Here is a 14,733-nt window from a genome sequence, read left to right as displayed (position 1 = left end):
GGCCGCGGCGCCGTGGTCCGGCGTCCGCGGGTCGGCCACGCGGGTGCGGACCGCGTGCGCCGACATGGAGACGTGCGGGTGTGTCGACATGGCGTCCTGTCGGTAGGGATCCATGTCACCCTCTCCGGAACCGCTGGGTCACGTGCCCTTGCCGTCGCGGTCCCGCTCCGTGCCGCCCGCCGCGGCTGGGGAGTCGGCTTTCTCTTGGCCGGAGGGGTCCTCCGGCCGCTCGGTGTCCTCGGCTCCGTCCGCCTCCCCGTCCGGGGCGGTGTCCCGGTCGGGGGAGGCGTCCTCCGTGGAGGAGGGGCCCTCGGACGTGTCCGGGGCGGTGTCCCGGTCCGTCCCGGAGGACTCGTTCCCGGACGGGCTCCCGGAGTGTGTGACGCCCGCGGAGTCCCCGGCGTTCGCGCCGTCGGGGTCCGCCCCGGCCGCGGTCCCGGAGGAATCCGCGGCCTCGGGCGCCTCGGCGGTCCCGTCGGTTTCGGACGCGGCCGCCGCAGCCTTGCCGCGGGCCCACTTGCGCAGCGCGCGCGGGGCCAGGGCCGCGGCGAGGATCAGCACGCCGATACCGCTGATGGCCAGCGCCTGGGTGCTCAGACCGGTGGCGTGCACCGGGATCTCCACGTCCTGGCTGCTGATCGGCTCGCCCTCGGAGTTCTGCAGGCCCACGTCGATGACGGTGCGGCCGTTGACCCGGGCCGACAGCGGGATGTAGACCGTGATCCTGGTACCCGGCTCCAGCTCGAAGGAGTGGTTGTACTCGCCGACGCTCAGGCGGTCGGAGTTCTCGGAGAAGACCGACAGGTTCACGGAGACGGTCTCCTCCTCCAGGTCGTTGGCGACCAGGACGCCGGTGGTGCCGGTCCGGCTGGCCAGGGTGACCGGCTCGCCGGGGATGACCCGCACGTCGTTCATGCGGTCCTGGACGTCCTGGTCGACCATGGCGCGGGTGGCGCCCGCCAGGGCCTCCTCCTCCCGCCAGTACACCGACTCCAGGCGCAGCAGCGCCGGGCGGAGCGGGTCGCTGTCGCCGACCAGGACGCTGTTGAACAGGCGCACGTCCTGGCTCACGTCCTCGACCAGTCCCAGGTAGGTGGAGCTCAGCTCCTCCCCGTAGGCGCTGTCGGGGTAGGTCAGGGACCTGCGGGTCCGCTCGCGCTCACCGGCCTCGGGCAGCTCGACCTCGTCCAGGCTCCGGGGGGACAACCACGGCAGGTCCTCGGAGGCGGCCAGCACGCCCTGGGCGAACTCGGCGCTGGGGTTCCAGTGGGGCTCCGGCGAGGCGACGACCACCCGGCCGCCCCCGGCGTTCTCGCCCGCGATCATCGCGGTCTCGGCGGCGAAGCGCTGGAGCGCCAGCTCGGACTGGCCCGGCTCCCCGGTGGGCATGGACAGCACGTCGGTGATGCCCTGGTCGGCGACCAGCGCGAAGGGCTCCTCGGACGTCTCCTCCTCCGGCGCGGGCAGCGGGGCCTGCGCGGTGGGGGTCGTGGACAGCCAGGACGCGGCGGACAGGGCCTTCTCGTCCAGCAGGAAGCGGGTCGCCCCGTGCGAGGCGAGCAACTCGTGGACGCCCCGGTCCATCAGGCCGTTCGGGGGCAGGGCGAAGGTCCCGTCGGCCTCCGTCTCCAGCGCCCTCAGGACGGCCTCCTGGCCGACCCGCAGGGCCGCCTCGGCGTCGGAGCCCATGTCGTGCCGCAGCAGGGCGGCCAGGTCGGCCCGGGCGTAGGGGGTGGCGACGACGTGGTCGGCGGCCAGCACGCGGCGGGCCTCGCGCAGCCACACCTGTGCCGCCTCGCTGGTCTCGACCTGGTGCCGCACGGGCTCGGACTCGGCGGGCACCGCGAGGGGGTCCTCCACGACCGAGTGCCCCGAGGAGGCCATGCGCAGGACGTCGTCGAGCGTGCCGGGGTCCACGGCCCAGGTGACGGGGACCCCCTCATCGCGCTCGGTGGCCTCCTCGGCGGGCTCGTCCTCGTCCTCGGCGTTCTCCGCGCCCTCCTCGGTGGCCTCCTCCGTGGGGAGGGCCTCCGCGGTCTCCTCCGCGGTGGCCGTGCCCTCCGAGGGCTCCGCGGACTCCTCCGACTCCTCGTTCAGGCCCAGCAGCTCGACCAGGTCCTCCTCCCCGGCCTCGAAGGACACCGGCGCCTGCGCCCCCGCGGCCAGCAGGCGGCCCAGGCGGCCGTCGGCGGCGACCGACGAGTGCAGGTCGTCGTTGAGGAAGGTGTCCTCGTCCGCGCGCCGGGGCGGCGCCATCAGCGGCCACACCCAGGCGATGTCGACGGAGGGTGCGTCGTCCCCGCCCGTGTAGGGGAGGAAGGTGTACTGGGAGCCGACGACCCGGCCGTCCCCGTCCACGGCCTCGACGACCAGCGGGTACACGCCGTAGGAGTCCAGGCCGAGGTCCTCGACCGGCACGCTCAGGGAGTACTCGGCGCTGGCCTCGGGGGCCAGTTCGGCGGTGACCTCCTCGTCGGGCCCCGGCGTGTCGGGCTGCCAGCCCTCTCCCGAGGCGAACTCGTCCAGCTCGCCGCGGTCGCTGAAGGGGTTCCGCGAGTAGCTGAGCCGCACGCTGACGTCGCTCAGGTCCTCGGAGGTGGTGTTGGTCACCTCGCCGGTGACCCGCAGGGTGCTGTCCTCGTCGGCCGCGTCCGGTGTGACGCGCTCGACGACGAGCGGATCGGCCGTCTGCTCCGCGTTCGCGGACGTGGCCGGTATCGGAAGCAGCGCGGTGGTGAAGGCCATGACCACCGTCGCGGAGGCAAATCGACGCAACGCTTGACCGGTTTCCTGACTCGGGTCCAGGTGGCCGTCCCGCCGGTGACGCGGTGCGGGGGGGACGGTCGGAAGTACCCGCACGGCGCACACGGCGTACGCGGGTCGGGTGGACGCGGGGCAACCGGGGCGTCCTACCACTTCCCTCGAAGATACCGCCTTCCCCGTGCGTGCAGTCGGGTCGCTGCCGCCGCGCGGCGTGCGGGGGAGACCGGGTGCCCCGCCGAACGGCGGCGGTCCGCCGCGGCGGCCTCCGAACCGTGTACGGCCCGGTACCGGGGGGGCGGGGACGATTCGCGGTTTGCTTCGGGCGCCGCCTAGTCTCGTGGTGTGCCGAACACAGAGTTTTCGCGGGAGAGCGACGCCGCCCAGCAGCCGGACGCCGGGGACGCACCGGGCGCGGGTGCGCTGACCGGTGCGCAGCGCGCCGCGGTCACGGCGTTGGCGGACTCCTTCCCGACCGTCTCGGAGGAACTCGGCGAGCGCTTCGCCGCGCACGGCCAGCAGCTCGCCCTCGTCGGCGGGCCGGTGCGCGACGCCCTCCTCGGCAGGCCAGCCAACGACGTGGACCTGACCACGGACGCGGTGCCCCAGCGCATCCTGGAGCTCGTGGACGGCTGGGCCGACTCCGTGTGGACCGTCGGCATCGACTTCGGCACCGTGGGCCTGCGCAAGAAGGGCCTCCAGCTGGAGGTCACCACCTACCGCAGCGAGTCCTACTCGCCCAAGTCCCGCAAGCCCGAGGTGGCCTACGGCACCGACATCCACGACGACCTGCTGCGCCGCGACTTCACCGTCAACGCCATGGCGGTGCGCCTGCCCGGCCTGGAGTTCGTCGACCCGTTCGGCGGCCTGTCCGACCTGCGCGACAAGGTGCTGCGCACCCCCGGCAGGCCCGAGGACTCCTTCAGCGACGACCCGCTGCGCATCATGCGCGCGGTCCGCTTCGCCGCCCAGCTCGGCTTCACCCTGGCCCCCGAGGTGGCCGAGGCCGCCCGGGACATGGCCGACCGGCTCTCCATCGTCTCCGCCGAGCGCGTCCGCGACGAGCTGACCAAGCTCATGCTCAGCCCCGACCCGCACCGCGGCGTCGAACTCATGGTGGACCTGGGCATCGCCCGGTACGTGCTTCCGGAGATCCCCAAGCTGCGCCTGGAGATCGACGAGCACCACCGGCACAAGGACGTCTACGAGCACTCGCTCACCGTTCTGGACCAGGCGATCGAGCTGGAGGAGAAGCGGGGCCACGAGCCCGACCTGGTGCTGCGCCTGGCCGCGCTGCTGCACGACGTCGGCAAGCCCAAGACGCGCGCCTTCGAGTCCGGGGGGCGGGTGACCTTCCACCACCACGAGGTGGTGGGCGCCTCGATGAGCCGCAAGAGGCTCACCGCGCTGCGCTTCCCCAAGGACGTGGTGTCCGACGTCAGCACCCTGGTCGAACTCCACCTGAGGTTCCACGGCTACGGCAGGGGCGAGTGGACCGACTCCGCGGTCCGCCGGTACGCCCGCGACGCAGGGACGCAGCTGGAGCGGCTGCACATCCTCACCCGCGCCGACTGCACCACCCGCAACCGGCGCAAGGCGACAGCGCTGGCGCGCTCCTACGACGACATCGAGCGTCGGATCGGGCTGCTCGCCGAGCAGGAGGAGCTGGACCGCATCCGCCCGGACCTGGACGGCAACGAGATCCAGGAGATCCTGGGGGTCAAGCCGGGTCCCGTGGTCGGCCGCGCGTACCGCTTCCTGCTGGAACTGCGCCTGGAGAACGGCCCGATGGGCAAGGACGCCGCGACCGAGGAGCTGCGCGCCTGGGCGGCCGATCACCTGTGAGGGTCAGCGGCCCGGCTTGACCGCCGTGACCGCCATGGCCATGCCGAACACGCGCAGCGGGGTGCCCTCCAGGGTGTCGGACAGGGTCTGCAACGCCGTGGTGCGGCGGTCGAACGGCGGCATCAGGTAGTCGATGGCGCCCACGCGCATCCCGGCCCCCCGCAGGAGTCGGCCCATCTGCTGGGTGGTGAACGTTCGCGCGTCCGACATGCGCGCGTGCAGGGGCCCGACCCAGGGCAGGAAGGGCGCGGTCAGCGCCGAGCGGCGCCGGCCGCCCCAGAGCACGCCGTGGGTCTCGAAGGGGAACCAGCGGTTGGGCGTGGTCAGCGAGAACGCGCCGCCCGGCTTGAGGACCCGGCGGACCTCGCGCAGGGCGCCCTCCAGGTCCTCGACGTGCTCGACCACATCGAACGCGGTCACGCGGTCGAAGGTGTTGGCGTCGAAGGCCAGCGCGTCGGCGGACATCTTGTGGATGCCGATCCGGTCCTCCAGCCCGGTGCCCGCGATGCGCCCGGCGAAGGCGTCGAGCCGAGCGGGTTCGAGGTCGATCGCGTCCACGCGCACGTAGCCCCCGGCCAGTTCGACCGTGTAGGTGCCGTCGCCGCAGCCCACGTCGAGCAGGCGGTCGCCGTGGACGGGCAGCTGACGGGAGACCGCCCCGACGCGCTTGACCACCCCCCGCGGCCCGAGGGCGCTGGAGGCGCCGCCCAGTGCGTCACCGGTGTGCATGGAGAACCATCCCCGCTGTCGACAAGTCTCCCCGTGGAGACTACAGCAGGTGACCGAATGGTGACGTGTCGACGTGTTGTCAGGTCGACAAAGCGCCAAGCGTGGCCAGAGCCTTGTCGGACTCCAAGAAGTGGCTATATTATTGGCTGTATAAGTAGCCACAAAGGAGCGGGTTATGAGACTTGGCATCAAGGAGCTGCGCGACGGCCTCAGCCGCCACCTTGCTGAGGTACGCGAAGGGCACACCATCACCGTCACGGACCACGGCAGGGTCATCGCCAGGATCGTTCCCGCAGAGAGGCCCGGCACTTTGGACCAGCTCATCCTGGACGGACAGGTCAAGCCCGCCCGCCGGGCCAAGCGCAGCGTTCCCACACCCGTCAAAACCGACGGCACCGTCAGCGACCTGGTGGAGGAGCAGCGCAGGTGATCTGTTACTTCGACACCTCGGCCTTCGTTCCCCTCCTGATTGAGGAGTCTGGCTCCGAGCAGTGCCTTCGGCTCTGGGAGGCGGCTGACTCGGTGGTCTCTTCCCGCCTCCTCTGCGCCGAGGCGGCCGCGGCGCTGGCCCAGGCCGAGCGCATGAGCCGGATCACCAGCACCGCGTACACCCAGGCCATGGAACTCCTCGAGGGACTGTGGGAGGAGGTGAACGTCCTCGACGTGGACCAGGTGTTGGTGGAGCGCGCGGCAGGACTGGCACGGGAGTTCGGGCTGCGTGGTTATGATGCGGTCCACTGTGCTTCCGTTGAACGGCTCAAGAGTGGAGAGCTGGTCGTGGCCTGCGGGGACCGGCGCCTCCTCGACGCCTGTGAGGCGTTGGGCATGGCCACGGGTGACACCTCGGTCTGAGGTAGGCCGCTTGGCGACAAGGCGACCTGTCACCAGGTCGACAAGGCGCTACGCGGCCTCGCGCTCCGCCTCCGCAGTGCTGACGCGGCGCCCGCGCACCACCCAGGCGGCGCCCATCACGAGGTAGGCCGCGGCCATCGCGACGACCACCGCGGGGTTCACCCCGGACGGCGGGACCAGCGCGGCGGCCAGCGCCGCTCCCAGGACGAACGTGGCGTTGAACAGCACGTCGTACACCGAGAACACCCGCCCCCGGAACGCGTCGTCGACATGTCGCTGAACCGACGTGTCGACGGTGACCTTGACCCCCTGCGAGACGAAGCCCAGCGCGAACGCGGCCACGGGGAAGAGCACGGGAGAGAAGGGCAGTCCGAACACCACCAGGACCGCCGACGCCGCCGCCAGCTGCAGCGCGATCCACGTCCCCGGGGCCGTCCGGGCGGTCGCCCACGGCGTGGCCACCGCGCCCACCAGGAACCCCGCCCCCGAAAGGCCCATCGCCACCGAGAAACCGGCCAGCCCGGCCACGCCGCCGCCGGTGAAGGTGTTGTTGTACAGCAGCAGCGTCAGCAGCGTGGAGATCCCGAACAGCACCCGGTGGCCGCCGATCGTGAGCAGCGCGTCGCGGGCCTCCGGACGCGCCCAGAGGTGGCGCACCCCCGAGACCATGCCCCGCACCACGTTGCGCACGGCCGCCGCGACCTCGTCCGGCTCCCGCTCCAGGTGCGGCCCCAGCTCGTCGTGGCCAAGGGTGAGGGAGACCAGCGCCGCCCCGGCGAAGCCGAGCGCGGCCACGAACAGGACGAGCCCGGTGCCCAGGGCGTCCTCGCCGCCGAGCAGACCGATCGCGGCCCCCGCCCCCGCGCCCAGGAAGCTCGCCGCGGTACCGCTGGTCGGCGTGACCGCGTTGGCCATCATCAGCTTGTCCCGGGCCACCACGTAGGGCAGCCCGGCGGACAGCCCGGACAGGAAGAAGCGGTTGACGCTCAGCACCAGGAGCGCGGTGAGGAGGAAGGCCGGGCTCTCGCCCTCCGCCACCAGGAACGCGCTCGCCACCGCGAGCGCCGCCTTGGCCAGGGAGGACAGCAGCAGGATCTGGCGCCGGGGCCACCTGTCGATCAGGACCCCGGCGAACGGCGCCACCACCGAGAACGGCAGGAGCAGCACCGCGAAGGCCGCGGCGACGGCGCCCGCGCTGGTGTGCTGCTCGGGGGTGAAGAAGACGAAGCCCGCCAGCCCGGCCTGGTACACCCCGTCGGAGAACTGCGCCACCAGCCGGGTGCCGAACAGGCGGCGGAACCGGGGCCCCCGCAGGACCACGCGCAGATCACCGAAGAAGGACACGGCACCAAGCGTAGGCCGTGCCCGGGGCCGGGACGGCCCCGGGGAGGAGCGGGCCCCGGCCGTGCGCCGGGACCGCCCTCAGGAACGCTCTACTCGTCGGCGCCGTCGTGCTGGCCCGAGGCGATGAACTGCTCGACCTTGTCGTGCGCCTCGGCGTCGCTGTACTGCTCCGGCGGGGACTTCATGAAGTAGGAGGACGGGGCCAGGATCGGGCCGCCCATGCCGCGGTCCTTGGCGATCTTGGCGGCGCGTACCGCGTCGATGATGATGCCCGCGGAGTTGGGGGAGTCCCAGACCTCCAGCTTGTACTCCAGGTTCAGCGGCACGTCGCCGAACGCGCGCCCCTCCAGGCGGATGTAGGCCCACTTGCGGTCGTCCAGCCACGGCACGTGGTCCGACGGGCCGATGTGCACCGAGCCGGCCTTCAGCTCGTGCGGGATCTGGGAGGTGACGGACTGCGTCTTGGAGATCTTCTTGGACTCCAGGCGGTCGCGCTCCAACATGTTCTTGAAGTCCATGTTGCCGCCGAAGTTGAGCTGGTACGTGCGGTCCACGATCACGCCGCGGTCCTCGAACAGCTTGGACAGCACGCGGTGGGTGATGGTCGCGCCGATCTGCGACTTGATGTCGTCGCCGATGATCGGCACACCCGCTCTGGTGAACTTCTCGGCCCACTCGGGGTCGGAGGCGATGAACACCGGCAGGGCGTTGACGAAGGCCACGCCCGCGTCGATCGCGCACTGGGCGTAGAACTTGCCCGCCTCCTCCGAGCCCACCGGGAGGTAGGACACGAGCACGTCGGCCTTGCTGGCCTTGAGCGCCGCGACCACGTCCACCGCGTCCTCGGGGGACTCCTGGATGACCTCGCGGTAGTACTTGCCGAGCCCGTCGTAGGTCGGTCCGCGCATGACGGTGACGCCGGTCGGCGGCACGTCGCAGATCTTGACGGTGTTGTTCTCGCTGGCCGTGATGGCGTCGGCGAGGTCGTGGCCGACCTTCTTGGCGTCCACGTCGAAGGCTGCGACGAACTCGATGTCGCGCACGTGGTACGGGCCGAACTGCACGTGCATCAGGCCTGGTACCCGGGACTCGGGGTTGGCGTCCTTGTAGTAGTGCACGCCCTGGACGAGCGACGCCGCACAGTTGCCGACGCCCACGACGGCTACACGTACCGAACCCATTGGTCCTTGCTCCTTCTTGTTCGCGAACATGGATTCCACGGCGCACGACGACGGGACCGCGCCGACGGCGGTTCCGGGTCCCGTCGCCACGCGTTCGTTTCCCGTATGTGGTCAGCAGCGCACACGGCGTTTCTGTTCCCACCCGCCGCCCCGCACCGCCCTCGATGGTCGGTTGTCCGGCGCGCGCGGTCCCCGTGCCCTCCGCGCCGCCTCGGCGGACGGACCGGGCACGGTTCACGTCCCGCGACCGGGAACCGCAGGGGGAACATGCATGTCTGGCTGTTTTGTTCAGTTCTGACTCTATCTCCGCCCACCCGCGGGCCCGCATGCCAGACCTGTGACACGAGTCCGCGTGGGTGCGTCCGCGCGTCGGCCGCCGTCCGTGAACCCCCGGAGTCCTGCGGGGAAAATCTCACACACCCATCCCTACCAGCGCCGACACCGAACACTTCTCGGGCGGGTCGACGCCCGGCCGACTCGTCGGGGTTCGGTTTGCCCGCTCTGAACTGGCATGACGGGCGATTCCAGGCGAAACATGGCCAGGTGTGCCAAGACGCGCGATAACCTCGCGCGTGGGTTGTGCTATACCGTTCGATCGCTCTAACGTGACCTGTGATTTGCGTGCGTAGCCGGTAGAGCCCCCGGACCCAGCCCCTGCCGCGGCGGCGTTTCCGTAGGCACCGAGCACCGAGGGCTGTCGCTCCCGCAGGCCAACGACCAGGAGGAAGAAGCGGCTTACGTCTTCGCGACCTGTGTGAAAACCCCCGCCCGCCTTCGGGCGTCCTTTATCAAGCCTTGAACGACAGGCACAGCGTTGGACACGGCCACGCCGGTCCGGTCCACGCAGTCGTCGCGAGAAGCAGGTCGCGGATCACCGATCCCCCAGGGGGACCGTCCCCCCGTTTCCACCAAGGAATCGTCAGGCCGACCGGCCGTGAGAGGCAATCGAGGACCACGTGAGTACCGAACGACGACGGAACGCCGATGGCGGCCGTCGCCGGGCCGACGGCCCGGCCGACGGCTCGCGCGGCGGCGGCGGACGGCGCCGGGCCGACGGCCCGCCCCGGGACGAACCCTCCGGAGGCCGCCGCCGTCCGGACGCCGGTGACGGCTTCTGGGGGGACGACACCGGGCCCGAGCGCCCGCGCCGCCGACGCCCCCCGGAGCAGGAGGCCCGTTCCGAGGGCCGCCGTCGATCCGAGGGCGACCGCCCCCGACGCCCGGAGGGACAGCGCCGCGCCCCCGCGGACGGTGACCGCCCCCGCCGCCGTCCCGAGGGCGAGCGCCCCCGGCGGCCCCAGGACGGCGAGCGCTCCGGCCACCGCTCCGAGGGAGACCGCCCGCGCCGTCCCGAGGGACAGCGCCGCCCGGACGAGGACCCCCGCGGCCGCCGCAGGGCGGCCGGTTCCGGGCCGCGCGACCCCCGAGACCGCGACCCCCGCGACCCCCGCGACCGCGGCCGTGACCGCGAGAACGCCGCCCGCTCCGAGGGGCGGCGCGCCCCGGGCCGCGGCTCCCGCGCCGCCGCAGGCGGCGGCAGAGGAGGCAGGGGAGGCGGTCGGCGCCGCTCCCGCGACGAGGAGCCGGACGACCGCCCCTGGTTCAAGCGCTTCCTGTCCAAGGCGTGGAAACCCGCCCTCGCCGTCTTCGGCCTGATGATCATCGGCGGCGTGGCCGCCTTCGCGATCCTGTACGCCATGGCCCCCAACGTGAACGAGCTGGAGGCCAAGTCGGACGCCAACCTGTCCGCCACCCAGATCATGTGGGCTCCGGAGGGCGACGCCGAGCCCGAGGTCGCGCTCACCTCGGGCGAGGTCAGGCGGGTCGAGGTCCAGCGCGAGGACATCCCGCCCTCGGTCATCAACGGCGTGCTCGCCGCCGAGCAGCGCACCTTCTACACCGACCCCGGCATCAGCATCTCCGGCATCGGTCGCGCCGTCCTCTCCGGCGGCGAGGCCGGCGGCGGTTCCACCATCACCCAGCAGATGGCGCGGAACTACTACAGCGACCTGGAGATCGAGAACCAGTACATCCGCAAGATCCGCGAGATCTTCATCTCCATCAAGCTCAACCAGCAGATGGAGAAGGACGACATCCTCACGACCTACCTCAACACCATCTACTTCGGTCGCGGTGCCATGGGCATCCAGATGGCGTCCCAGGCCTACTTCGACAAGGACCTGAGCGAGCTGACCGACGCGGAGGGGGCCTTCCTGGGCATCATCATCCAGATGCCCAGCAACTTCCAGGGCGAGATGGGCGACTGGACCAGGACCTACCTCAACGAGGAGCGCTGGCCCTACGTGCAGGAGCAGCTGGCCCTGATGCACGAGGACAACCCCGACATCGGCCTGCCCCGGGCCGAGGCCGAGGCCCTGGAGATCCCCGAGCTCGCTCCGTACGGCACCCAGGAGGGCGAGGAGGAGCAGGAGTACGACCCCAAGTTCGACTACGTCTACAACGCGGTCCTCTCCGAGATCGAGGAGCGCTACTCCGAGCAGGGGATCACCGCCCAGGACATCGCCACCCAGGGCTTCGTCGTGCAGACCTCGCTGGACCCCGCGCTCATGGACGCCGCGCGCAGTTCCTTCGACGTCCTGCCGAGCACCCCCGAGGACACGATGATGGGCCTGACCGCGGTCGACCCCGCCACGGGGCAGATCGTCGCCTTCCACGGGGGCGACAACGTGGCCGAGGACGTCAACAACTCCCTGACCCACCGGACACAGGCGGGTTCGTCCTACAAGCCCTACGTGCTCGCCACCGCGCTCAAGAACGGCATCAGCCTCAACAGCACGTTCGACGGCGACTCCCCCCAGGAGTTCCCGGGGCTGCAGAGCGAGGTCATCAACGCGGGTGACAGGAGCTGGGGTCCGGTCAACCTGATCCAGTCCACCGCCCAGTCGATCAACACCCCGTTCGTGGAGCTGGCGGTGCAGATGACCCCGACCGCGGTGGACGACCTCGCGGTCCAGGCCGGTGTGGCCGAGGAGCAGACCACGACCTCCGCCCAGGGGCCGCTCATCGCGCTGGGCACCCACCAGGTGAGCGCGCTGGACCAGGCCGAGGGCTACTCCACCTTCGCCGCCGGGGGCGTGCACCGACCGGCGCACATGATCACCGAGCTGCGCACCTCCGACGGCACGGTCATCCCGCCCAACGACGCCGACCTGCTGGAGAACGGTGAGCAGGTGGTCACCGCGGACGTCGCGGCCGACGTCACCTACGCCATGACCCAGGTGGTCGAGCCCGGCGGCGGTGGCGACCAGGCGGCGCTGCCCGACGGGCGCCCCGTCGCGGGCAAGACCGGTACCTCCAGCGACGCGGTCTCCGCGTGGTTCGTGGGCTACACGCCGCAGCTCGTCGCCGCGGTGGGCCTGAGCCGCGCGGACGCCAGCCAGCCCCTGGAGTTCGACGGCCAGACCGCGGGCGAGATCTTCGGTGGCACCACCTCGGCCAACGTGTGGCGCGAGTTCATGACGACCGCCATGGAGGGCGTCGAACCGGCGCAGTTCCCGCCGCCCGCCTACGTCGGTACCGAACAGAGCTTCGTGCCCACGCCGTCCCCGAGCGCGGAGCCCACCGAGGAGCCGACCGAGGAGCCCTCTCCCGAGGAGTCCCCGAGCGCGAGCACGGGGGAGTGCGACCCGGCCATGCCCGACTCCCCGGAGTGCCAGGACCAGCAGACCGAGGAGCCCTGCGAGCCCGGATGGGGCCGGGACTGCCCGGAGAGCCCCGGCACGGGGGACCAGGAGGAGTGCGGTGGCTGGGGCCAGCCCGAGTGTGAGGACACCGATCCCAGCGGTGAGGCCTCCGACCCCGAGCAGGACGGCGGGGAGCAGGGCGGCGGAATCTTCGGGAGGACGACCAACACCAGCGGAGACCCCGGCAGGTTGGTGATCCTCGGCCGGAACGACTGACCCGGTTCTGGACGAGTGAGGGGGCCGGTGCGGAGCGCACCGGCCCCCTCCGCGTGTACCCGGGCTCCGTCCACAGGCCGCACCGGAGGGTGCGCGGCTGCTGGTAATCTTTGATCCCGTATGGCTCAGAGTCCGCGCGACGCCCGCCCCCGCGGCGCGGAACCCGTCCCGGACTCCTGCCCTCCTGCTATGGAGATTCCATGGCCGCGACAGTCCAGAGGAGGAACGTACGCCTATGCGTCGTTACGAACTCATGATCATCCTCGACCCCAACCTCGACGAGCGCACCGTCGCCCCGTCGCTGGAGAACTTCCTGGGTGTCGTCCGCAACGACGGCGGCTCGGTGGAGAAGGTCGACATCTGGGGCAAGCGCCGTCTCGCCTACGACATCGACAAGAACGCCGAGGGCATCTACGCGGTGATCGACCTCACCGCCGAGCCCGCCACGGTCAAGGAGCTGGACCGCCAGCTCGGTATCGCCGAGGCCGTGCTCCGCACCAAGGTGCTCCGCCCCGAGGTCCACTAGGCGGCCTCCCGCCGCCGTCCCCCGCCCCGACTTCCACCCCGGCCCCGACGGTTATGTCAGTGGTCGCGCGGATGATCGGGGGAACAGGCGAAACCGCCTGATCCGACTACCTCGAACCGGAGCCCATCCATGGCAGGCGAAACCCAGATCACGCTCGTCGGCAACCTGGTCGACGACCCTGAACTGCGCTTCACTCCCAGTGGAGCCGCGGTCGCCAACTTCCGTGTGGCCTCGACGCCCCGCACCTTCGACCGCGCGTCGGGGGAGTGGAAGGACGGCGAGTCCATGTTCCTCACCTGCACCGTCTGGCGGCAGTACGCGGAGAACGTGGCCGAGAGCCTTCAGCGCGGCATGCGCGTCATCGTGCAGGGCCGGCTGAAGCAGCGCTCGTACGAGACCCGCGAGGGTGAGAAGCGGACCGTCTTCGAGATCGACGTCGACGAGGTCGGCCCGGCCCTGCGCAGCGCCACCGCCAAGGTGACCAAGTCGCAGCGCCAGGGCGGCGGAGGCGGCTTCGGCGGTGGCGGCGGCGGTGGTTTCGGTGGCGGCCAGCCCCAGCAGGGCGGCGGCTACGGGAACCAGGGCGGCGGCTTCGGCGGGTCGCAGGGCGGCGGAGGCCGCAGCGGCCCCCCGGCCGACGACCCGTGGGCGACCAACGGCGGCGGTGGCGGCGGCTTCGGCGGCGGAGGCGGGGGCTTCTCCGACGAGCCCCCGTTCTAACCGCGGCGAGTACCCCGTCCGGCGCCCCGAGGCGCCAGACCCTTTCCACATCAGACCATCCCCGGGAGGACCCCGGGGCTCTTGCGAAGGAGCACCACGATGGCTAAGCCGGCAGCGCGCAAGCCCAAGAAGAAGGTTTGCCTCTTCTGCCAGGAGAAGCAGTCCTACATCGACTACAAGGACACCACGCTTCTCCGCAAGTTCATCTCCGAGCGCGGCAAGATCCGCGCCCGCCGCGTCACGGGTAACTGCACCCAGCACCAGCGCGACGTCGCGACCGCGATCAAGAACGCGCGCGAGGTGGCCCTGCTGCCCTACACCAGCACCGCCCGCTAACGGCGATATCCGAGGGAGGTTTTTGTCGTGAAGCTGATTTTGACCCACGAGGTCAACGGTCTCGGAGCCCCCGGCGATGTCGTCGAGGTGAAGAACGGCTACGGTCGCAACTACCTGCTGCCCCGCGGGTTCGCCATCCGGTGGACGCGCGGCGGTCAGAAGCAGATCGACCTGATCCAGCGCGCGCGCTCCGCGCGTGACATCCGCACGCTCGACGAGGCCCAGCAGGTCGCTGGCCGCGTCAACGCGCTCACCGTGCGCCTCAAGCAGCGCGCCGGCGAGGGCGGCCGCCTGTTCGGCTCGGTCACGCCCGCGGACATCGCCGACGCCGTCAAGGCGACCGGTGGTCCCGAGCTGGACAAGCGCCGGATCGAGATCAAGAACCCGATCAAGGCCGTCGGAAGCCACAAGGTCCAGGTCCGCCTGCACCCCGAGGTCTCCGCGACGATCAAGTTGGACGTCGTCGGTTCCTGACCGGCGCCGTGCACTCCGGGCCCCGTCTCCCTCCGGGAGGCGGGGC

Annotated in this window: 12 protein-coding genes; 8 read left to right on the top strand and 4 right to left on the bottom strand. The window is 71.4% G+C overall.

What is annotated here, in order from left to right:
- Nucleotides 1-138: 138 nt before the first annotated feature.
- Nucleotides 139-2,745 carry a DUF6049 family protein gene (locus tag PV789_RS29680; protein WP_274975576.1) on the bottom strand — a complete coding sequence of 869 codons (2,607 nt, stop codon included), beginning with the start codon at nucleotides 2,743-2,745 and terminating at the stop codon, nucleotides 139-141.
- A 360-nt stretch (nucleotides 2,746-3,105) separates the two neighbouring features.
- On the opposite strand from PV789_RS29680, the gene PV789_RS29675 reads away from it, so the two are divergent.
- Nucleotides 3,106-4,605 (top strand): CCA tRNA nucleotidyltransferase, encoded by a 1,500-nt coding sequence (locus PV789_RS29675; protein WP_274975575.1) that lies wholly within the window; start codon nucleotides 3,106-3,108, stop codon nucleotides 4,603-4,605.
- Between the two features lie 3 nt (nucleotides 4,606-4,608).
- On the opposite strand, the gene PV789_RS29670 is transcribed toward PV789_RS29675, so the two are convergent.
- Nucleotides 4,609-5,334 carry a class I SAM-dependent methyltransferase gene (locus PV789_RS29670; RefSeq protein WP_274975574.1) on the bottom strand — a complete coding sequence of 242 codons (726 nt, stop codon included), beginning with the start codon at nucleotides 5,332-5,334 and terminating at the stop codon, nucleotides 4,609-4,611.
- Between the two features lie 175 nt (nucleotides 5,335-5,509).
- Here PV789_RS29670 and PV789_RS29665 point away from each other — a divergent pair, with 175 nt between their 5' ends.
- The gene (locus PV789_RS29665; RefSeq protein ID WP_274975573.1) at nucleotides 5,510-5,764 is read left to right on the top strand and encodes a type II toxin-antitoxin system Phd/YefM family antitoxin; all 255 of its coding nucleotides are present in this window, start codon (nucleotides 5,510-5,512) and stop codon (nucleotides 5,762-5,764) included.
- Nucleotides 5,761-6,186, top strand: coding sequence for a type II toxin-antitoxin system VapC family toxin (locus PV789_RS29660; protein WP_274975572.1), 426 nt, complete (start codon nucleotides 5,761-5,763; stop codon nucleotides 6,184-6,186). Before PV789_RS29665 ends, PV789_RS29660 begins: the two co-directional genes overlap by 4 nt.
- 48 nt (nucleotides 6,187-6,234) lie before the next feature.
- Here the strand turns inward: PV789_RS29660 and PV789_RS29655 are convergent, their stop codons facing one another.
- Both PV789_RS29655 and PV789_RS29650 read right to left on the bottom strand, forming a co-directional pair.
- Nucleotides 6,235-7,530 carry an MFS transporter gene (locus PV789_RS29655; RefSeq protein WP_274975571.1) on the bottom strand — a complete coding sequence of 432 codons (1,296 nt, stop codon included), beginning with the start codon at nucleotides 7,528-7,530 and terminating at the stop codon, nucleotides 6,235-6,237.
- Nucleotides 7,531-7,619: 89 nt separating this feature from the next.
- Nucleotides 7,620-8,711 carry an inositol-3-phosphate synthase gene (locus tag PV789_RS29650; protein WP_274975570.1) on the bottom strand — a complete coding sequence of 364 codons (1,092 nt, stop codon included), beginning with the start codon at nucleotides 8,709-8,711 and terminating at the stop codon, nucleotides 7,620-7,622.
- Nucleotides 8,712-9,667: 956 nt separating this feature from the next.
- On the opposite strand from PV789_RS29650, the gene PV789_RS29645 reads away from it, so the two are divergent.
- The 5 genes from PV789_RS29645 (at nucleotide 9,668) to rplI (ending at nucleotide 14,687) form a co-directional block, all read left to right on the top strand.
- On the top strand, nucleotides 9,668-12,631 hold the full coding sequence (locus PV789_RS29645; RefSeq protein ID WP_274975569.1) for a transglycosylase domain-containing protein: 2,964 nt from the start codon (nucleotides 9,668-9,670) through the stop codon (nucleotides 12,629-12,631).
- Between the two features lie 235 nt (nucleotides 12,632-12,866).
- Nucleotides 12,867-13,157: a 30S ribosomal protein S6 gene (gene rpsF, locus PV789_RS29640; RefSeq protein WP_013155834.1), complete on the top strand. Its 291-nt coding sequence runs from the start codon at nucleotides 12,867-12,869 to the stop codon at nucleotides 13,155-13,157.
- A gap of 129 nt (nucleotides 13,158-13,286) precedes the next feature.
- On the top strand, nucleotides 13,287-13,877 hold the full coding sequence (locus PV789_RS29635; protein WP_212642079.1) for a single-stranded DNA-binding protein: 591 nt from the start codon (nucleotides 13,287-13,289) through the stop codon (nucleotides 13,875-13,877).
- A 99-nt stretch (nucleotides 13,878-13,976) separates the two neighbouring features.
- Nucleotides 13,977-14,213, top strand: coding sequence for a 30S ribosomal protein S18 (gene rpsR / locus PV789_RS29630; RefSeq protein WP_013155832.1), 237 nt, complete (start codon nucleotides 13,977-13,979; stop codon nucleotides 14,211-14,213).
- Nucleotides 14,214-14,240: 27 nt separating this feature from the next.
- Nucleotides 14,241-14,687: a 50S ribosomal protein L9 gene (gene rplI, locus PV789_RS29625; protein WP_013155831.1), complete on the top strand. Its 447-nt coding sequence runs from the start codon at nucleotides 14,241-14,243 to the stop codon at nucleotides 14,685-14,687.
- Nucleotides 14,688-14,733: the final 46 nt, after the last annotated feature.

Origin of the sequence: Nocardiopsis camelliae (genome assembly GCF_028993595.1) — a bacterium.
In the GTDB taxonomy this organism is placed as follows: Bacteria; Actinomycetota; Actinomycetes; order Streptosporangiales; family Streptosporangiaceae; genus Nocardiopsis; species Nocardiopsis dassonvillei.
Note: the sequence above shows the minus strand (reverse complement) of the source record. Positions and strands in the feature narration are given on the sequence as shown.